The organism is Conyzicola nivalis (assembly GCF_040548875.1).
In the GTDB taxonomy this organism is placed as follows: Bacteria; Actinomycetota; Actinomycetes; order Actinomycetales; family Microbacteriaceae; genus Conyzicola; species Conyzicola nivalis_A.
Genome location: NZ_JBEPSJ010000002.1, coordinates 1 through 18,210 on the forward strand (window position 1 = coordinate 1; position 18,210 = coordinate 18,210).

Consider the following 18,210-nt stretch of genomic DNA (forward strand, 5'->3'; position numbering starts at 1 on the left):
AGCTCTGCGGCTTTCCGCACCTTTGGGGTGACGAGTGATTACTCTACGTGCGCCACACCCACCCCGCAAAGCAACCCACATCCCGGGCGTGTCGCGCCACGGCCACACCCTCGCAACCCGGCGTTCATCACCGTCGCTCGCCACACCGACCGCACCGACCGGCCCCGCGCCATCCATACCCGCACCGCTACCCGCGCTGAAAACGAAGGAGATTCCGGCCCGAAACACACCGATCACCCGGCCCGCACGCCACACGGCCGCGAACTCCTGCGTTTTCGGAGCAGCTGGTCGTGCGGGGGGCCGGCGGCGGAGGGGCGCGGCGGTGGGCGCGGTGGGCGCGGCTATCCGCAGTAGGTGGTCACCCAGGCGGGCAGACCCGAGGCGGCCGTCACGGTGGACATCGTGCTCAGGTTGCCCTGCCTGTCGATGGCCTGGGTCGTCTCGACCGCGGTGACGAGGATCCCGGCCTGCTCGGCGATCGCCGAGAGGTTCGCCTTGGCGGCCTCGGGAGCGAGCGCAACGAGCTCCGCCCAGCGTGCCTGGTACGCCCGCATCGCGTCGAGCGTCTGCGGCAGCGGGGCCACCTCCGTCGGCCAGCCGTAGGCCGGGGTGTCGAGGATGCCGGGAGTCGTGGCGAGTGCGTCACAGAGCGGCTGGGCCGACGCGAACACCCGGTCCTCCGCCGCCCGCTCCTCAGCCAGCACCGAGAAGACGACGGCGCCGGCGGCGAGCACGAGGGTGAGGACGATCGAGATGACGGTCGCGGCCTTGGCCACGGTCGTCGTCCAGTGGTGCCGGTAGCGGGTGATGATCCGCGCGACGATGGTGACGATCAGACCGAGCGGCGGAGCGAGCACGGCCAACACGAGGCCGATCCACTCGAGCACGGAGGTCTTCGGCCTGACACGCGGCGGCCGGTCGGAGAAATCGAGCGCACGCCGCGCCGCCTCCGCGCGGTCTATCGGCGCGGGAGCGAGGGCGAAGTCGAATGCGCCGCGTTCCCGTTGCGCCTGCTGCGTGTCGCCCAGTTCCATTCGCTGCTCCCTCGATTCGGGGCCAGCGTAGCGAACTTAAGCGACAGTCATGTTTCGAAACGCCGTCTACGAGATGACGACGGCAGCCAGCGTCTTCTTGCCTCGGCGCAGCACCGCGTGCCCGCTCGCGAGCGCTGCGCCGACGAAGTCGGCCTGCTCGTCGGTGACCGTGGTGTTGTTGAGGTAGACGCCGCCCTGGCTGATCGCGCGACGCGACTCCCCCAGTCCCTTGGTCAGCCCGGTGTCGACGAGCGCCTGGGCGATCGTCGTCTGCGGCGTCACGTCGGCCCGCGGCAGCTCGGCGGTCGCGGCGGTCAGCGTCGCCGCGTCGAGCGACTCGAGTTGACCCTGGCCGAACAGCGCCGCGGATGCCGCGATCGCAGCCTCCGTCGCCGCGAGTCCGTGCACGAATGCGGTCACCTCGAAGGCGAGGGTGCGCTGCGCCTCTCGACGGAACGGCTCCGTCGCCACGAGCTCGGCGAGGGCCTCGATGCGCGCGCGGTCGAGGAACGTGAACACCTTAAGCCGGCCGACCACGTCGGCGTCGTCGGTGTTGAGCCAGAACTGGTACATCGCGTACGGGCTCGTGAGCTCGGGGTCGAGCCAGACGGCGTTGCCCTCGCTCTTACCGAACTTGGTGCCGTCGGAGTTGGTGATGAGCGGGGTGCCGATCGCGTGCACCGACACGGACTCGGAGCGACGGATGAGGTCGGTCCCTCCGATGAGGTTGCCCCACTGGTCGCTGCCGCCGGTCTGCAGCACGCAGTCGTACTGCCGGTACAGCTCGCGGAAGTCGAGGGCCTGCAGGATCTGGTAGCTGAACTCCGTGTAGCTGATTCCCGCATCGGAGTTGAGGCGCGCGCTCACCGCGTCCTTCTTGAGCATGGTTCCGACTCGGAAGTGCTTGCCGATGTCGCGCAGGAAGTCGATCGCCGACAGCGGCGCGGTCCAGTCGAGGTTGTTCACCAGTCGCGCCGCGTTGTCGCCCTCGAAGCTGAGGAATCGCGATACCTGCCCCTGCAGGTATCCGACCCACTCGTTCACGACGTCGGGGGTGTTCAGCGTACGCTCCGCGTTCGGCTTGGGATCGCCGATCAGGCCCGTGGACCCGCCGACGAGGCCGAGCGGCCGGTGGCCCGCGAGCTGGAGCCGTCGCATCAGCAGCAGCTGCACGAGATTGCCGAGGTGCAGGCTCGGCGCGGTCGGGTCGAAACCGCAGTAGTAGGTGATCGGGTCCCCCGCGAGCAGCTGCTTGAGCTCGACCTCGTTCGTCGAGACGTGCACGAGGCCGCGCCAGACGATCTCGTCCCAGACATCCTCGAACGAGTCGTCATTGCGCTGGACTGCGGGAACCGGGGATGCTGGAGAAGACACGGATACAGGCTAGCGGAGGTCGCGAGCCCTGACGGGTCGGGTGCGGCTCGATCAGCCCTCTAGGAGTGATGAGCGTGTTCACAGCCCTGTAGGGTTGATAAACTGGATATCAGCCTCACAAGCCTGATTGGAGTATAGATGATCGTCATCACGGCGGATCAGGTCGACAGCCGCTCGACTGCCGACCTCGCGACCGACACTCTCGCCATGCTGAACACGGACTTCGCGCGAGGGCTGCTGCTGTCGGCCGATCGCACGGCAGGCGACGAGATCCAGCTGCTGGTGCGCGACGGCCGCACGGCGGTCGACGTCGTCCTCGCCCTCACCCGCGCGGGGCGTTGGAGCGTCGGACTCGGGGTCGGTTCGGTTCGCGAACCGCTCGGTTCGAGCATCCGCGAATCGACGGGCGACGCCTTCGTGGCCGCTCGGTCCGCGGTCGACCGGGCCAAGAAGAAGGCCACCCGCTTCGCCGCGGCCGCGGAGCCGCGCCGCACAGAAGCGCACGACCTCGAGGCCCTCGTCGACCTGCTGCTCATCCTCCGCGCCAGACGCAGCGAACAGGGATGGGAGATCCACGACCTGGTCACCCGCGGCCTCACCCAGGCCGACGCAGCCAGCGCCATCGGCATCACCCCGCAGTCGGCGAGCAAGCGGGCGCGGGCGGCCGAGCTGCGCGCCGAGGACGCGGCGATCGAGCCGCTCTCCCGCCTCGTCGACACCCTCGACTCCGCCTACCCGGCGCTGCAAGAGGACGCACGATGAACGCCGCCGCGATCGCGTTCTCCGTCATCGGGCTCGTCGCCCTGTACGGGTCGGTCGAGCTGGCCTGGTTCGCGTCTCGGGACAGGCGGTACTGGCTCGTGGCGCCCGGAGTCGTGCCCATCCTCGGCGCGATCGTGTTCGCCCTCGCCGACGTGCCCGTGGTGCATCCGTCGCTCGGCATCCTGGCCGGAATCGGCTTCGTGCTGCTCGGCACGATCGGAGGCAGCCCGTTCGTGTCGTATCTGCTCACCCTCGCGACCCGCGGCAGCGTGACCCCGGGCAGCCACGGCGGGATACTCGTGATGTCGCCCGCGCCCGTTCGCGAGATCCTGCGCGGCGGGGCGACCATCGGCTACCTCGAACGCGTCGCCCTGATCGGCTCGGTGCTCGCCGGGCAGCCCGCGGCGGTCGCGGTGATCGTGGCGATCAAGGGCCTCGGCCGCTACTCCGAGCTCGAGAACTCGGCCGCCCGCGAGCGCTTCATCATCGGCACGCTGGCGAGCCTGGTCTGGGCGAGCGCCTGCACGGCCGCGATCGTGCTCAACTGGTAGCGCTCAGCCCCTCGGCCACCGGATCCGGCTCGCGCGGCGGGTACACCCAGGCCACGAGCACGACAGAGATCATCATGAGCAGGAACCAGGAGCCGAGCTTCGCCACGGACACCGGATGCCACCCGTCGACCTGATCGGGATAGGCCCACGCGTTCGACCAGGTGGCGATGTTCTCGGCCAGCCAGATGAAGACGGCCACGAGCAGGAAGGCGACGAGCAGCGGCATCCGGAATCTCGACCGGAATACCGTGAACTGCATCATCGTCGGCGCGAAGACCAGGACGACCGCAGCGAGCAGCACCCAGCGCGCGTCTGCCACGTAGTGGTGCGTGAAGAAGTTGGCGTAGATGAGCGCAGCGACGACCGCGGTGATCCAGCGGCGCGGGTAGCGCTCGAACCGCAGGTCGAACATGCGGTAGACGCGCACCATGTACGAGCCGACGGCCGCGTACATGAACCCGCTGTAGAGCGGCACCCCGGCGATGCGCAGCAGGCCGTCGCCCTCGTAGACCCACGATCCGACGTCGGTCTTGAAGATCTCCATGCCCGTGCCGACGACGTGGAAGATGACGATGACGCGCAGCTCGCGCAGCGTCTCGAGCCTGGCGACGACCATGATCACCTGGATGGCGACGGCCGCCAGCACGAGGAAGTCGTTGCGGGCGAGGGCCGCGTCGTCGGGGTACCAGAGCCGCGTGCCGACGAGCACGGCGAGCATCGCGGCCCCGAAGATGCACGCCCAGCCCTGCTTGAGCCCGAAGACGACGAACTCGGTCAGGCGGGCGCGCGTGCCGCTGAGCGGCGCCCGGTCGAGGAAGCGGTGGGCGTAGCCGTCGATCGCCTGTTCGACCGAGGTGAACCGTCCCATCACGAGCGCTTCTTCGGGGTGTGCGCCCTGTACGGCGAGACGGTCGGGTCGCCCGGGATACAGAACCGCCACGGGTAGGCCTCGCCGCCGCCGTCGCCCGAGACACCCGTGCGTGCGCTTGTGGAGTGGGCGGATGCCTCGGCGGGCAGTTCGAGGCGGAGCGGGCCGGCCGCGAGGTCGGCTCCCCCGTCGGCGAGCGTGATCCCGAGGGCGACGGCCAGCCGCGCTGGCCCCCGCGCCAGGTCGACGTCCGATTTCGAGGTGAGGCGACGCGCCCTGGCGACGTCGACCCCCTCGACGATCTCGCCTGCCCGTAGCAGCACGGCCGAGGCGGAGCCGGCGGGTGAGCACACGACGTTCGCGCAGACGTGCATGCCGTAGGTGAAGTAGGTATAGAGGTGGCCGGGTTCGCCGAACATCACCTCGTTGCGCCGGGTCTTGCCGCGGAACGAGTGCGAGCCGGGGTCTTCTCCGACACCCAGGTAGGCCTCGACCTCGGTGATGCGCAGCGTCACGTCGCCCGAGACGAGATGTGCGCCGAGCAGCAGGGGCGCGACCTCTACCGCGGATCGGGCGAGCAGGGTGCGGTCGAACACCGGTCTAGAAGAAGGGGATTCCGAGGACGAGCGCCGTGATGATCGCCCCGGCGACGATCGCGCCCGCCACGACGATCACGATCGTCTTGGTGCGCGACCCCATGGGGTCGTACCAGCCCGAGCGCTGCTTGTCGTCGTCGTCGTCCGCCATGCCTAGACCCCCGCGCTGAGAGCGCGAACGCGCGCGGTGAGGGCAGCGAGCTGCTCGGACACACGCACCGGCGCCGTGCCTCCGGCACCGTCGCGGCTCGCGATCGACCCGTCGACGGTGAGCACGGCGCGCACGCCTGACATGAGGTGCGGCGAGACCGACAGATACTGCTCGTCGGTGGGCTCGTGCAGTTCGAGGTCGTGGTCCTCGCAGAAGCGGACGAGCGAACCGCTCACCTCGTGGGCCTCACGGAACGGTATGTGCTGGCGGACGAGCCAGTCGGCCACGTCGGTGGCTAGGGAGAACCCCTGGGGCGCGAGCACACGCATCCGCTCGGTGTTGAAGCGCAACGTTGCGACCATTCCGGTGAAGGCCGGCAGCAGGATCTCGAGGGTCTCGACCGAGTCGAAGACAGGCTCCTTGTCTTCCTGCAGGTCACGGTTGTAGGCCAGCGGCAGACCCTTGAGAGTCGCGAGCAGCCCGGTGAGGTTGCCGATCAGGCGGCCGGCCTTTCCGCGGGCCAGCTCGGCGATGTCGGGGTTCTTCTTCTGGGGCATGATCGACGACCCGGTCGAGAACGCGTCGTCGAGCTTCACGAAGTCGAATTCGCGCGTGTTCCAGAGGATGATCTCCTCGGCCAGTCGCGAGATGTCGACGCCGATCTGCGCGGTGATGAACGCGAACTCGGCCACGGCGTCGCGGCTCGCGGTGGCGTCGATCGAGTTCTCGGTCGGGCCGCTGAGCCCGAGCTCCCGCGCGACGAGCACGGGGTCGAGTCCGAGCGAGCTGCCCGCGAGGGCGCCGGAGCCGTACGGGCTGGTCGAGGCGCGCACGCGCCAGTCACGCAGGCGTTCGAGGTCGCGGACCAGCGGCCAGGCGTGGGCGAGCAGGTGGTGCGCGAGCAGCACCGGCTGCGCGTGCTGCAGGTGGGTGCGGCCGGGCATCACGGCGTCGATGTGGGCGTCGGCCTGACTGGCGATCGCGTCGATGAGCTGCACGACGAGGTGCCCGATGGCGACCGAGTGGTCGAGCAGGTACAACCGGATGAGAGTGGCGATCTGGTCGTTGCGGCTGCGGCCCGCGCGAAGCTTGCCGCCGAGCTCGGTGCCGGTCAGCTCGATGAGCCCGCGCTCGAGGGCGGCGTGAACGTCTTCCTCGTCGTCACGGGCCTCGAACGAGCCGTCGACGACGGCGAGGCCGAGCTGGCCGATGGCGGCGAGCATCCGCTCCAGTTCATCGTCGCTCAGGTATCCCGCCGAGGCGAGCGCCTTCGCGTGCGCGCTCGACCCGGCGAGGTCGTATCCCGCGAGCTGCCAGTCGAAATGGATCGACCGGCTGAGCCGCGCGAGCTCGGGCGACGGACCGCTGGCGAACCTGGCCCCCCAGAGGGAGCCGTCGCCGGTCACGCCAGCGGTGCCGTCATCCTGATCGGTCGTCATCTCGTGAGGCTCAACGACCGTCGGCGGCCGCGTCGCGGCGGGCGGCGATCTTGCTCGGCAGCGACCAGAGCTCGATGAAGCCCTTCGACAGTGACTGGTCGAAAGTGTCGCCGGTGTCGTAGGTCGCGAGGCTGAAGTCGTACAGGCTCGTCGCGCTCTTCTGGCCGGTGACGACGGCGCGGCCGCCCTGCAGCTTGAGGCGGATGTCGCCGGACACGTACTTCTGCGTGTCGTCGATGAACGCGTCGAGGCTGCGCTTCAGGCCGGAGAACCAGAGTCCGTCGTAGACCAGGTTCGACCATTCGGCCTCGACCGAGCGCTTGTAGCGGTTGACGTCGCGCTCGAGGGTCAGGCTCTCGAGGGCCTCGTGGGCGGCGATGAGCGCGACGGCGCCGGGCGCCTCGTAGACCTCGCGGCTCTTGATACCGACCAGGCGGTCCTCGACGACGTCGATGCGGCCCACTCCGTGCTTGCCCGCGACGGTGTTGAGCTGCTCGATGATCGCGAGCGGCGACAGCTGCACGCCGTCGATGGCGACCGGGATTCCGGCCTCGAAGGTGATGACGACCTCGTCGGCCTCCTTGAACACCGACGGGTCTTGCGTGTACTCGTAGAGGTCTTCGATCGGAGCGTTCCACGGGTCCTCGAGGAACCCGGTCTCGACCGCGCGGCCCCAGACGTTCTTGTCGATGGAGTACGGGTTCTTGGCGCTCTGGCGGATCGGGAGGTTGTGCTCCTCGGCGTAGATGATCGCCTTGTCGCGGGTGAGGGCGAGGTCGCGAACCGGGGCGATGCTCGTCAGGTCGGGCGCGAGGGCGGCGACGGCCGCCTCGAAGCGCACCTGGTCGTTGCCCTTGCCGGTGCAGCCGTGCGCGACGCTGTCGGCGCCGAGGCGCTTCGCCGTGATGGCGAGGTGCTTGGCGATGACCGGGCGGCTCAGCGCCGAGACGAGCGGGTAGGTCTTCTGGTACATGGCATTGGCCTTGAGGGCCGGCATCAGGAAGTCGGCCGCGAACTCGTCTTTCGCGTCGACGACGATCGATTCGACGGCGCCGCAGTCGAGGGCGCGCTGACGGATGTCGTCCATGTCCTCGCCGCCCTGGCCGACGTCGACCGCGAGCGCGACGACCTCTTTGCCCGTGGCGTCTTTCAGCCAGCCGATACCTACCGAAGTGTCCAGTCCGCCTGAGTAGGCCAGAACGACGCGATCCGCCATGTTGCTCCCTGCTTTGTAATCGAATTCAAGTGTAGACGGCGAGCGTGCGCCCGCCGTCGTCGTTCTCCGGGCCGCCGACGCTCAGCGGACCGTTCGCCGGCGAGCCGGATTGGCCGCGAACCGCGACACGAGGGTGAGCACTCGCTCGAGCGGCCCGCGCCCGAGAAGACGTGCCCAGATGCTGCAGGCGACGAGCGCCCCCAGCACGAACCAGAGGTACAGGCCGTTGTCGGGCTGCATGAACGCGCTGTCGCCGATGAGATAGACGATCACGACGTGCGCGGTGTAGGCCGTGAGCGCCATCGAGCCGACCGCCGCGACCGGGTAGAGCGGGATGCGCAGCGGCCCGGATGCGATCAGGCACAGCGCGATCACGGCGATCGCGAAGCCGGCGGAGCCGATCACCTCGAACGGGCTGCCGCTGTGCGCCTCCACCGTGGCGAGCAGCTGGATGTCGTACGCCACGGGCCGCGTGCTCGCCGCAACCGCCTGGTTCGCCGCGACACCGGCGCCGTAGCCGAGGACGGCGAGCCCCGCGCCCACCGCGAGCAGTCGCAGACGAATGGATGGCTGCCGCAGATCGAGCCTGCCTATCCCGAGCCCCGCCAGGACGAACGCGATCCAGATCAGCGCAGGGTAGTGACCGGTGACGAGGAGGTCGACGAGCAGCCCGCCGTTCTGCAGGCCGGGAGAGATGGCGACCACGACGACCGGTGCCACGACGCTGACCGCTCCGGCGGCGATGAACAGCGAGCGCGGCCGCCAGCTCAGCACGGGCAGAGCCGCGACGAACAGCACCGCGTACATCGGCAGGATGATCGCGATGCGGGTGTCGAGGGCCACGAGCAGCATGCCGATGGCGAAGATGAGTACCGCGCGAACGAGGATGCGGATGCGCGCCGTGCGCAGGTCGGCGCCCGCCGCCGGCGTCGTGCCTCCCGAGATGATCGCGATCGAGACACCGGCGAGCACCGCGAACAGGATGGACGAGCGTCCGTTGACGACATCGAGCCACGAGCCGGGCTGGGCCCAGTCGAACGGCTCGGTGACTCCGACGTGGGCGCCGTACATTCCGAGCACGGCGAGGCCGCGCGCGATGTCGATGCCGACGATGCGCGTGGTGCTCGTTGCAGTTTCGATGCGCGGCCTCCTTCGTCGGGCGCTACCGGGCCGGTGGGTCAGGCGCGCTCCAGCAGCCAGACCATGAGCGCCTTCTGGGCGTGCAGGCGGTTCTCCGCCTCGTCCCAGATGACGCTCTGCTCGCCGTCGATGACCTCGGCCGCCACCTCGTAGCCGCGGTCGGCCGGGAGGCAGTGCAGGAAGAGAGCGTCGTCCTTGGCGTGTGCCATGAGCGCGGTGTCGACGGTGTAGGCGCCGAAGGTCGCGATGCGCTCGGCCTTCTCGTCTTCCTTGCCCATCGACACCCAGGTGTCGGTGACCACGACGTCGACACCGGAGACCGCGTCGACCGGATCGGTGAAGAGGGCGACCGATCCGCCGTTCGCGGCGGCGACGGCGGTGGCGTCGGCGACGACCTCCGGAGCCGGCGCGTAGGCGATCGGGCTCGCGATCCGCACGTTCATGCCCGCGACGGCGCCCGCGAGCAGGTACGACTGGGCCATGTTGCTCGCACCGTCGCCGAGGAAGGTGACGGTGAGCCCCTTCAGCGTTCCGCGGTGCTCGCGGATGGTGAGGAGGTCGGCGAGCAGTTGGCAGGGGTGGAAGTCGTCGCTCAGGGCGTTGACCACCGGGACGGTGGTGCCGAGGGCCATCTGCTCGAGGCCGCTCTGCGCGTAGGTGCGCCAGACGATCGCCGAGACCATGCGCTCGAGTACGCGCGCGGTGTCTCCGGGTGTCTCCTTGCCGCCGAGCTGGCTGTTGGCGGTGGAGATGATGAGCGGGCTTCCGCCGAGGTCGGCGATTCCCACGGCGAAGGACACCCGGGTGCGGGTCGACGACTTGTCGAAGATAACGGCGACGGTCTGCGGGCCGGCGAGCGGCTTGACCGCGTAGCGGTCTTTCTTGAGCTCGACCGCGAGGTCGAGGATCTCGAGCTGTTCGGCCTGCGTCAGGTCGTCGTCGCGGAGAAAGTGCCGGGTCATGATGTCGCCTCCAGGGCCTGGGTGAAGAGTGTGAGGAATTCTGCGATCTCCGCGTCGCCGACGATGAGCGGCGGCGCGAGACGGATGCTGGTGTCGTTGGGCGCGTTGATGATGAGCCCGAGCTCCAGCGCCCGCGCCGAGATCGCGGGGGCGGACGGTTCGCCGAGGCCGATGCCGATGAGGAGCCCCGCGCCCCTGACCTCGGTCACGAGCGGGGAGCCGATGGCGAGGATCGCGGCGCGCAGCTCGTCGCCGCGGCGGGCCGCGTTCTCGACGAGTCCGGCGTTCTCGATCTCGCCGAGCACGGCGTTGGCCGCGGCGGTGGCGAGCGGGTTTCCGCCGAAGGTGCTGCCGTGCTGGCCGACGGTGAACAGGTCGGACGCCCGGCCGAAGGTGACGAGCGCGCCGATCGGCACTCCCCCGGCGATGCCCTTGGCGAGTGCGACCGCGTCGGGCACGATCCCGTGCTGCTGGAAGGCGAACCAGCTGCCGGTGCGGCCGGCGCCGGTCTGGATCTCGTCGAGGATGAGCAGCGCCCCGTGCTTCTCGGTGAGCTCCCGTGCCCGCTCGAGGTAGCCCTCCGGCAGCTCGACCACGCCGGCCTCGCCCTTGATCGGCTCGACGACGAGCGCCGAGACGTCGTCGCCGATCGTCGCCTCGAGGGCCTCGATCGTGGAGTCGATGTGCTCGATGCCGGGAAGCGCGGGATCGAACGGCTCGCGCAGCGCCGGTTTTCCGGTGAGCGACACCGATCCCATCGTGCGCCCGTGGAACGAGTTGTGGAGCGCGAGGATCTTCTTGTGCTGCCCGTTGCGGCGCGCGAGTTTGATGGCGGCCTCGATGGCCTCGGCGCCCGAATTGCCGAAGTAGACGCGTCCCGCGTCGCCCGCGCCGGTCAGGCGGCGGAGGCGCTCTGCGAGCTCGACCTGCGGAGCGGTGGCGAAGTAGTTGGAGACATGCGCGAGGGTCGCGATCTGCCGGCTGACGGCATCCACCAGCACCGGGTGGGCGTGACCGAGCGAGTTGACCGCGATTCCGGCGAGGAAGTCGAGGTACCTCTTGCCGTCGACGTCCCAGACGTAGCAGCCCTCCCCGCGGTCGAGCATGGTGAGCGGCGCCGGCGAAGAGCCCATCATCGCGGTCGCGAAGCGGTCGCGCCATCCTCCGACGGGCTCAGGGACCGTGTGTGTTTCGCTCATGCGGGTACTACCTCCGTGCCGATGCCGCTGTGGGTGAAGATCTCGACGAGGATCGAGTGCGGCGTGCGGCCGTCGATGATCGCCGCCTTCGCCACTCCCCCGACGACGGCCTCGAGGCACGCCGTCATCTTCGGGATCATGCCCGACTCGAGTGCCGGAAGCAGCTCGGTGAGCTCCTCCGTGTCGATGATGGAGACGAGCGACTCGCGGTCGGGCCAGTCGCGGTAGAGACCGGCGACGTCGGTGAGGATCACGAGCTTCTCGGCGCCGAGCGCCACGGCGAGTGCGGATGCCGCCGAGTCGGCGTTGATGTTGAGCGACTGGCCGGGCTGGTCGAGATCGGGGGCGATCGATGCGATCACCGGGATGCGACCGGCGTTCACCGCCTCCAACACCGCCGTCGGGTCGACGGTGACGACGTCGCCGACGAGACCGAGGTCGACCGTCTCGCCGTCGACGACAGCACCACGGCGGCGTCCGCCGAACAGGTTCGCGTCTTCACCCGAGATGGTGATGGCGAGGCCGTCCTGGTGCTTGTCGATCATTCCGGCGAGCTCGCGGCTGATCTGCCCGGAGAGCACGTCGCGGACGACCTCGATCGACTCGCTTGTAGTCACGCGGTAGCCGCCGCGGAATTCGCTCTGGATGCCGAGCTCGGCGAGACGCGCCGAGATCTGCGGTCCTCCGCCGTGCACGACGACCGGCCGGATGCCTGCGAACCGGAGGTAGGCCATGTCTTCGGCGAACGCGCGCTGGAGAGACTCGTCGACCATGGCGTTGCCGCCGAACTTGACGACCATGATCTTCTCGTTGAACTGCTTGAGCCAGGCGAGCGACTCGATGAGCACCGCGGTCTTCGTGGTGACCTCGAGCTCCGCTGCCTTCCTGAACGCGCCCATCAGCTGGAGTACGCGCTGTTCTCGTGCACGTAGTCGTGCGTGAGGTCGTTGGTCAGGATGGTCGCCGTCGCCGTGCCGACCTTGAGGTCGATGAGCACGTGCGTCGCGCGCGGTGTGAGGTCGACGGCATCGGACGGCTGGTCGGGTTCGCCGGAACGGCAGACGCGCACACCGTTCATGGTCACGTCGACGTCGTAGGGGTCGAACTGGGCGGTCGTGGTTCCGATCGCGGCGAGCACACGTCCCCAGTTGGGGTCGTTGCCGAAGACCGCGGCCTTGAACAGGTTGTTGCGGGCAACCGAACGGCCCACCTCGACCGCGTCGTCTTCGCTGGCGGCGTTGATGGTCTCGATCGAGATGTTGTGGCTCGCGCCCTCGGCGTCGGCCTGCAGCTGGGCGGCGAGGTCGGCGCACAGGGCGGTGACGGCGGCGGTGAACACGTCGAGGCCGGGGGTGATCCCGGATGCCCCGCTCGCCAGCAGGGAGACCTGGTCGTTGGTCGACATGCAGCCGTCGGAGTCGAGGCGGTCGAAGGTGACGCGCGTCGCCGCGCGCAGTGCGCTGTCGAGGTCTGCCGAGCTCAGCCGGGCGTCGGTCGTCAGCACGACGAGCATCGTGGCGAGACCGGGGGCGAGCATGCCGGCACCCTTCGCCATGCCGCCGACGGACCAGCCGGCGCCCTGCACCACTGCCTCCTTCGGCTTCGAGTCGGTGGTCATGATCGCGAGTGCCGCGTCGTGGCCGCCGTCGGCCGACAGCGCGGGGATCGCGGCGGCGACTCCCCCGATGACCTTGTCGCGGAAGTCCTGCCCGCCGACGCCGATGAGGCCCGTGGAGCAGACGAGCACGTCGCCCGCCGAGACGCCGAGGCCTTCGGCGACGGCCTCCGCGGTGGCGTGCGTTGTCTGGAATCCGAAGGCGCCCGTGTAGCAGTTGGCGCCGCCCGAGTTGAGCACGATGGCCTCGACGACGCCGTCGCCGATCACCTGCTGCGACCAGATGATCGGGTTCGCCTTGGCGCGGTTGCTCGTGAAGACGACCGCGGCCGTCTTGTCCGGCCCGAGGTTTTGCACGAGGGCGACGTCGTTCTTGCCGGTGGACTTGAGCCCGGCGGCTACTCCGGACGCGGCGAATCCGGCCGCTGTGGTGACGCTCACGGTGCTACTCCATCGATGCTGAGCCCCGTGGTCTCGGCGAAACCGAGGGCGATGTTGGCGGACTGGATGGCGGCACCGGCCGTGCCCTTGACGAGGTTGTCGATGGCGGTGACCGTGACGACCCTGCGCGTCGACTCGTCGACGGCGAGGCCGATCAGCGCGGTGTTGGCGCCGACGGTGTCGGCGGTGCGCGGGAACTCGCCCGCGGGCAGCAGGTGCACGAACGGCTCGTCGGCGTAGGCGGCCTCGAACGCGGCCCGCACCTCTGCCGCTGTGACGCCGGCCTTCAGCTTCGCTGTGGAGGTCGCGAGGATACCGCGGCTCATCGGCACGAGCACGGGGGTGAACGAGATGCTCACGTCGACCCCGCCCGCGAGAGCGAGGTTCTGTGTGATCTCCGGGGTATGACGGTGGGTCCCGCCCACGCCGTAGGCAGACGCCGAGCCGAGGATCTCGCTGGCGAGCAGGTTGGTCTTCAGGGCCCTGCCCGCGCCGGAGGGACCGACGGCCAGAACGGCGACGAGGTCGTCGGCGCCGAGGAGGCCCGACTGGATGCCCGGCGCGAGTCCGAGAGAGATCGCCGTGACGTTGCATCCGGGTACCGCTATGTGCGTGGCCTGTTTGATCTCTTCACGGTGCTTGCTGCCGTCGGCGTGCAGCAGTTCGGGCAGGCCGTACGTCCAGGCGCCGAAGTACTCGCCGCCGTAGAAGGTCGCCCAGTCGGCTTCGTCGGTGAGCCGATGGTCGGCGCCGCAGTCGATGACGAGGGTGTCGTCGCCGAGGGCGGCGGTGATCTCACCGGACTTGCCGTGGGGCAGGGCGAGGAAGACCACGTCGTGGCCCGCGAGGTTCTCGGGGGTGGTCGCGACGAGGGTCAGGTGGGAGAGGGAGCGGAGGTGGGGCTGCAGCGCGATGAGCGGCTGCCCGGCGTTCTGGAACGCGGTGACGGTGGTGACGGTGAACTCCGGATGCGCGGCGAGCAACCGCAGGAGCTCACCCCCGGCGTAGCCGCTAGCGCCGGCGACGGCAACGGAAAGTGACATGACTCAACCTTATTCAGAGGGGGACGAGGAATGAGGCGGCGGCGAGGTGGACGGGGACCGGAAACGGGTCGACCCTGTCGGCTTCTCGACGCCTAGAGTCGCTCGGAGGTGGCGCGACGTCGCAGCCCGAAAGACAGCACGGTGCTGATCGAGACTGCGTTGCGAAGAATGGCCACCCGCCGAGCGTACCGTGTGCGGTGCCGCTTGGCCGAATCGGCGGCGGCTCGCCGGTCGAGCAGGGCCTGCTCAACCGGCGATGCGGTCACTCGCGCAGCGCAGCCCCGAAGCGCTCGGCGGCCAGCGCGACCGCGGCAGTCTTCGCCTCGGTCGCCTCCGCCGCGGTGAGGGTGCGGTCGGGGGCGCGGAAGCGCAGGGCGAAGGTCAGCGACTTGCTGCCCTCCGCGACTCCGGCGCCGCGGTAGTCGTCGACGAGGTTCGCGTGCTCGAGCAGCGCTCCGGCGCCCTCGACGACCGTGGCGAGCACGTCGCCGGCGGGCGTCGCGGCCGTCACGACCAGGGAGAGGTCTTGCGTGGCCGCGGGGAACGACACGATCGGCGTCGGTGTGACCTCGATCGGGGCGCTCGCGATGAGCGCGTCGAGGTCGACCTCGAGCAGGGCGACGACGCGGGGAAGGTCCCTGTCGTCGGCGATCGCCGGCAGCAGTTCGCCGGCGTAGCCGACGAGTGTGCCGCCCGACCACAGCTCCGCGGTGCGACCGGGGTGCATGGCCTGGTGGCTGCCCTGACGGACGGTGATCGACGCGCCGACGGCGAGGGCCAGCTGGTGGGCCGCGCCGATGGCGTCGGCGAGCCCCGAGGGCGTCGCCGGCTGACCGGGCTGCTTCACGACGGCGTCGCCGAGGTAGAGCGCTCCGACGTGCCACGGCTGCGGCGGGATTCCCGCGTTGAGCTCGAGCAGGGCGTCCATCGACGGACGCTCGTTGCCGACCGGGAGGGCGCCGCTGCCGTAGGCCTCGCCGGCCACGGGGGCGAAGACGAGCCCGATCTCGTAGAGCGCGAGGTCGGTCAGACCCCGGGAGAGGTTGCGACGGGCTGCGTCGATGAGGCCGGGCAGGACGGAGGTCCGCATCCACCCGTATTCGGAGTCGAGCGGGTTCGCGAGCTTGATCGCGGCCACCGGCTCGCCCGTGGCGGAGCCGAAGAGCGTGTTGCTCGCGCTCGTGACGAACGGGTAGGACAGCACCTCGGTGAGTCCTCCGCCCGCGAGGGCCTGCGACGCGGAACGACGCAGCGACTGCGAGCGCGTGAGCCCGCGTCCGGGGGGCGCGACGGGCAGCACAGACGGGATGCGGTCGTAGCCGACGATGCGCGCGACCTCCTCTACGAGGGTGGCCTTGTCGGTGAGGTCGGGACGCCAGGTCGGCGCGGTGACGCTGTAGGCGCCGTCCGCGGGCTCGACCACGGCCCCGATGACGGTGAGCGCGCCCTCGATCTCCTCGGGCGTGTACTCGACACCGATGATGCTCGCGGCGTAGTCGGCGGGGAGCTCGATCGGGGCGGGCGCCTCGAAGCTGCTGTACGACGAGCCGAGGGTGTCTGCGGTCCCGCCGGCGAGGTCGACGAGCAGTTGCACGACTCGCGCGACCGCGGGGGCGGCGACCAGCGGGTCGACCCCGCGCTCGTAGCGCTTCGCCGCCTCGCTCGGCAGCTTGTGCCTGCGGGCCGTGCGCGCGATAGACACGGACTCCCAGTTGCCCGCCTCGATGAGCACGTCGGTCGTCGACGACGACATCTCGGTCTTGGCTCCGCCCATGACGCCGGCGAGGCCGATCGGCCCGGACTCGTCGGTCACGAGCAGGTCTTCGACGTCGAGTGCGCGCACCTTGCCGTCGAGGGTCTCGAACGTCTCGCCGGCGGTGGCACGGCGGATCGTGATGCCCCCGGTGAGGGTGTCGAGGTCGTAGCCGTGGATCGGCTGGCCGAGCTCGAACATGACGTAGTTCGTGATGTCTACGGGCAGCGAGATCGAGCGCACGCCGGCGAGGGCGAGGCGGGCGACCATCCACGGCGGGGTCGGACGGGTGGCGTCGATGCCGCGCACCACGCGCGACTCGAACACCGAGACACCCGCGCGGCCGCGGATCGGCGCGGTGTCGTCGATGGTGACGGAGAACGCTTCGACGGGCTCAGCGACCGTGGCAACCGCAGCGGGGTCGCGGAACGCGGCCCCGGTCGAGTGCGAGTACTCGCGGGCGACTCCGCGCACCGAGAGCGCGTAGCCGCGGTCGGGGGTGACGTTGATCTCGACCGCGAAGTCGTTCAACCCCAGCAGCTCGATGGCGTCGACGCCGACCTCCGGGTCGAGTCCGAGCGACGAGAGCACCAGGATGCCGTCGTGCTCCTCGCCGAGCCCGAGCTCGCGCGCCGAGGCGATCATGCCGTCGGACACGTGGCCGTAGGTCTTGCGCGCGGCGATCGGGAACGGGCCGGGCAGCACGGCACCGGGCAGCGACACGACGACCTTGTCGCCGACGACGAAGTTGTGGGCGCCGCAGACGATGCCTCTCGGCTCGGCCTCCCCTACATCGACCTGGCACCAGTTGATGGTCTTGCCGTTCGACTGCGCCTCGGGGGTGAATTCGAGCACCTGGCCGACCACGACGGGTCCGCTCAGGTCGAAGGCGTGGAAGCCCTCCTCCTCGAAGCCCACGCGCACGAGCGCGGCGTGCAGGTGCTCGACGGAGACGTCTTCGGGCAGGTCGACGTATTCGCCGAGCCAGCTGACTGGGATGCGCATCAGACCACCATTCCGAACTGCTGGCTGAAGCGGATATCGCCCTCGACCATGTCTCTCATGTCGTTCATGTCATTGCGGAACTGCAGTGTGCGGTCGATCCCGAGGCCGAAGGCGAAACCCTGGTACTCGTCGGGGTCGATGCCGGCCGCTCGAAGCACGTTGCGGTTGACCATCCCGCATCCGCCCCACTCCACCCAGCGCGCGCCGCCCTTGGCGTTCGGCTGCCAGACGTCCATCTCGGCGCTCGGCTCGGTGAAGGGGAAGAAGTTGGGGCGCAGGCGGATCTGCGCGCCCTCGCCGAATGTGGCGCGGGCGAGGTGCTCGAGGGTGCCGCGCAGGTGCGCCATGGTGAGGCCCCTGTCGATCGCGATGCCCTCGATCTGGTGGAACACCGGGGTGTGCGTGGCGTCGAGCTCGTCGGTGCGGTACACGCGTCCGGGCGCGACGACGTAGACGGGCAGTTCGCGGCCGAGCAGCGAGCGGATCTGCACCGGCGAGGTGTGGGTGCGCAGCACGAGGTGCGAGTCGACGGGGTCGACGAAGAAGGTGTCCTGCATGGCGCGCGCGGGGTGGTCCTCGTCGAAGTTGAGCGCGTCGAAGTTGAACCACTCGTTCTCGAGTTCCGGCCCCTCCGCGACCTCCCAGCCCATGCCGACGAAGATGTCGCTCATCTTCTCCATCAGGAGGGAGATCGGATGCCTCGCGCCGGCGTTCCAGCGCACTGGCACGGCGGTCACGTCCACGGCCTCGGCGGCGAGCTTCGCGGTCTCCTCGGCGACGGCCAGCTCGGCCTCTCGCGCGGCCACGGCCTGGTTCACGGTGCCGCGGGCCTGCCCGACGAGCTTTCCGGCTGCGGCCTTCTGGTCGCCAGGCACGCTCCGCATGAGCGCGTTGAGCTTAGCCAGCGTCGAGGTCTCCCCCGTGTGCGCTGCACGGGCGAGCTTGAGCTCGCTCACGGTGCTGGTGGCGGCGACCGCCGCGAGCGCGGCGTCGACCGCCGCGGTTACGGCCTCTTCGGTGATCTCGGTGGGTTCTGACACAAGCACCGAGTTTAGCGGGAA

17 protein-coding genes are annotated in these 18,210 nt (G+C 69.7%); 2 read left to right on the forward strand and 15 right to left on the reverse strand.

Features of this window, described 5'->3' with window-relative positions:
* Window positions 1–341 precede the first annotated feature (341 nt).
* Both ABIE21_RS08650 and tyrS read right to left on the reverse strand, forming a co-directional pair.
* Window positions 342–1,034, reverse strand: coding sequence for a hypothetical protein (locus ABIE21_RS08650; protein WP_354024427.1), 693 nt, complete (start codon window positions 1,032–1,034; stop codon window positions 342–344).
* Window positions 1,035–1,100: 66 nt separating this feature from the next.
* Window positions 1,101–2,408 (reverse strand): tyrosine--tRNA ligase, encoded by a 1,308-nt coding sequence (tyrS, locus tag ABIE21_RS08655; RefSeq protein WP_354024428.1) that lies wholly within the window; start codon window positions 2,406–2,408, stop codon window positions 1,101–1,103.
* Window positions 2,409–2,546: 138 nt separating this feature from the next.
* On the opposite strand from tyrS, the gene ABIE21_RS08660 reads away from it, so the two are divergent.
* Together ABIE21_RS08660 and ABIE21_RS08665 are read left to right on the forward strand one after the other, a co-directional pair.
* A complete protein-coding gene (locus ABIE21_RS08660) occupies window positions 2,547–3,170 on the forward strand; it encodes a DNA-binding protein (RefSeq protein WP_354024429.1) in 624 nt (207 codons plus the stop codon).
* Window positions 3,167–3,721, forward strand: a complete 555-nt coding sequence (locus ABIE21_RS08665) for a hypothetical protein (protein ID WP_354024430.1) — start codon at window positions 3,167–3,169, stop codon at window positions 3,719–3,721. The genes ABIE21_RS08660 and ABIE21_RS08665 overlap by 4 nt, the downstream gene beginning before the upstream one ends.
* Here ABIE21_RS08665 and ABIE21_RS08670 read toward each other — a convergent pair.
* From ABIE21_RS08670 to pheS, 13 genes are all read right to left on the reverse strand, one after another.
* Entirely contained in the window at window positions 3,711–4,589 is an 879-nt protein-coding gene (locus ABIE21_RS08670; RefSeq protein WP_354024431.1) for a DUF817 domain-containing protein, read from the reverse strand. The genes ABIE21_RS08665 and ABIE21_RS08670 overlap by 11 nt on opposite strands.
* Entirely contained in the window at window positions 4,589–5,185 is a 597-nt protein-coding gene (locus ABIE21_RS08675; protein ID WP_354024432.1) for a DNA-3-methyladenine glycosylase, read from the reverse strand. Before ABIE21_RS08675 ends, ABIE21_RS08670 begins: the two co-directional genes overlap by 1 nt.
* A gap of 4 nt (window positions 5,186–5,189) precedes the next feature.
* Window positions 5,190–5,336: a hypothetical protein gene (locus tag ABIE21_RS08680; protein WP_354024433.1), complete on the reverse strand. Its 147-nt coding sequence runs from the start codon at window positions 5,334–5,336 to the stop codon at window positions 5,190–5,192.
* Between the two features lie 2 nt (window positions 5,337–5,338).
* Window positions 5,339–6,775 (reverse strand): argininosuccinate lyase, encoded by a 1,437-nt coding sequence (argH, locus tag ABIE21_RS08685; RefSeq protein WP_354024434.1) that lies wholly within the window; start codon window positions 6,773–6,775, stop codon window positions 5,339–5,341.
* A 10-nt stretch (window positions 6,776–6,785) separates the two neighbouring features.
* Window positions 6,786–7,991 (reverse strand): argininosuccinate synthase, encoded by a 1,206-nt coding sequence (locus ABIE21_RS08690; protein ID WP_354024435.1) that lies wholly within the window; start codon window positions 7,989–7,991, stop codon window positions 6,786–6,788.
* An 81-nt stretch (window positions 7,992–8,072) separates the two neighbouring features.
* Complete coding sequence (locus ABIE21_RS08695; RefSeq protein ID WP_436232333.1) at window positions 8,073–9,239, reverse strand: heparan-alpha-glucosaminide N-acetyltransferase domain-containing protein; 1,167 nt, start codon at window positions 9,237–9,239, stop codon at window positions 8,073–8,075.
* Window positions 9,170–10,093 (reverse strand): ornithine carbamoyltransferase, encoded by a 924-nt coding sequence (argF, locus tag ABIE21_RS08700; RefSeq protein ID WP_354024436.1) that lies wholly within the window; start codon window positions 10,091–10,093, stop codon window positions 9,170–9,172. Before argF ends, ABIE21_RS08695 begins: the two co-directional genes overlap by 70 nt.
* Window positions 10,090–11,292, reverse strand: coding sequence for an acetylornithine transaminase (locus ABIE21_RS08705; protein WP_354024437.1), 1,203 nt, complete (start codon window positions 11,290–11,292; stop codon window positions 10,090–10,092). Before ABIE21_RS08705 ends, argF begins: the two co-directional genes overlap by 4 nt.
* Window positions 11,289–12,191, reverse strand: coding sequence for an acetylglutamate kinase (gene argB, locus ABIE21_RS08710; protein WP_354024438.1), 903 nt, complete (start codon window positions 12,189–12,191; stop codon window positions 11,289–11,291). Before argB ends, ABIE21_RS08705 begins: the two co-directional genes overlap by 4 nt.
* Window positions 12,191–13,348: a bifunctional glutamate N-acetyltransferase/amino-acid acetyltransferase ArgJ gene (gene argJ, locus ABIE21_RS08715; protein WP_354024439.1), complete on the reverse strand. Its 1,158-nt coding sequence runs from the start codon at window positions 13,346–13,348 to the stop codon at window positions 12,191–12,193. The genes argB and argJ overlap by 1 nt, the downstream gene beginning before the upstream one ends.
* Window positions 13,345–14,391, reverse strand: a complete 1,047-nt coding sequence (argC, locus tag ABIE21_RS08720) for an N-acetyl-gamma-glutamyl-phosphate reductase (protein WP_354024440.1) — start codon at window positions 14,389–14,391, stop codon at window positions 13,345–13,347. Before argC ends, argJ begins: the two co-directional genes overlap by 4 nt.
* Before the next feature lie 262 nt (window positions 14,392–14,653).
* Window positions 14,654–17,149, reverse strand: a complete 2,496-nt coding sequence (gene pheT / locus ABIE21_RS08725; RefSeq protein WP_354024441.1) for a phenylalanine--tRNA ligase subunit beta — start codon at window positions 17,147–17,149, stop codon at window positions 14,654–14,656.
* Window positions 17,149–18,189, reverse strand: coding sequence for a phenylalanine--tRNA ligase subunit alpha (gene pheS / locus ABIE21_RS08730; protein ID WP_354024442.1), 1,041 nt, complete (start codon window positions 18,187–18,189; stop codon window positions 17,149–17,151). Before pheS ends, pheT begins: the two co-directional genes overlap by 1 nt.
* Between the last annotated feature and the right edge of the window lie 21 nt (window positions 18,190–18,210).

Excerpts from the sequence above, each read along its gene's own strand:
- ABIE21_RS08650 (WP_354024427.1), bottom strand. The coding sequence starts at position 1,034 with ATGGAACTGGGCGACACGCAGCAGGCGCAACGGGAACGCGGCGCATTC.
- ABIE21_RS08660 (WP_354024429.1), top strand. The coding sequence starts at position 2,547 with ATGATCGTCATCACGGCGGATCAGGTCGACAGCCGCTCGACTGCCGAC.
- ABIE21_RS08665 (WP_354024430.1), top strand. The coding sequence starts at position 3,167 with ATGAACGCCGCCGCGATCGCGTTCTCCGTCATCGGGCTCGTCGCCCTG.
- ABIE21_RS08670 (WP_354024431.1), bottom strand. The coding sequence starts at position 4,589 with ATGGGACGGTTCACCTCGGTCGAACAGGCGATCGACGGCTACGCCCAC.
- ABIE21_RS08680 (WP_354024433.1), bottom strand. The coding sequence starts at position 5,336 with ATGGCGGACGACGACGACGACAAGCAGCGCTCGGGCTGGTACGACCCC.
- argH (WP_354024434.1), bottom strand. The coding sequence starts at position 6,775 with ATGACGACCGATCAGGATGACGGCACCGCTGGCGTGACCGGCGACGGC.
- ABIE21_RS08690 (WP_354024435.1), bottom strand. The coding sequence starts at position 7,991 with ATGGCGGATCGCGTCGTTCTGGCCTACTCAGGCGGACTGGACACTTCG.
- argF (WP_354024436.1), bottom strand. The coding sequence starts at position 10,093 with ATGACCCGGCACTTTCTCCGCGACGACGACCTGACGCAGGCCGAACAG.
- ABIE21_RS08705 (WP_354024437.1), bottom strand. The coding sequence starts at position 11,292 with ATGAGCGAAACACACACGGTCCCTGAGCCCGTCGGAGGATGGCGCGAC.
- argB (WP_354024438.1), bottom strand. The coding sequence starts at position 12,191 with ATGGGCGCGTTCAGGAAGGCAGCGGAGCTCGAGGTCACCACGAAGACC.
- argC (WP_354024440.1), bottom strand. The coding sequence starts at position 14,391 with ATGTCACTTTCCGTTGCCGTCGCCGGCGCTAGCGGCTACGCCGGGGGT.
- pheT (WP_354024441.1), bottom strand. The coding sequence starts at position 17,149 with ATGCGCATCCCAGTCAGCTGGCTCGGCGAATACGTCGACCTGCCCGAA.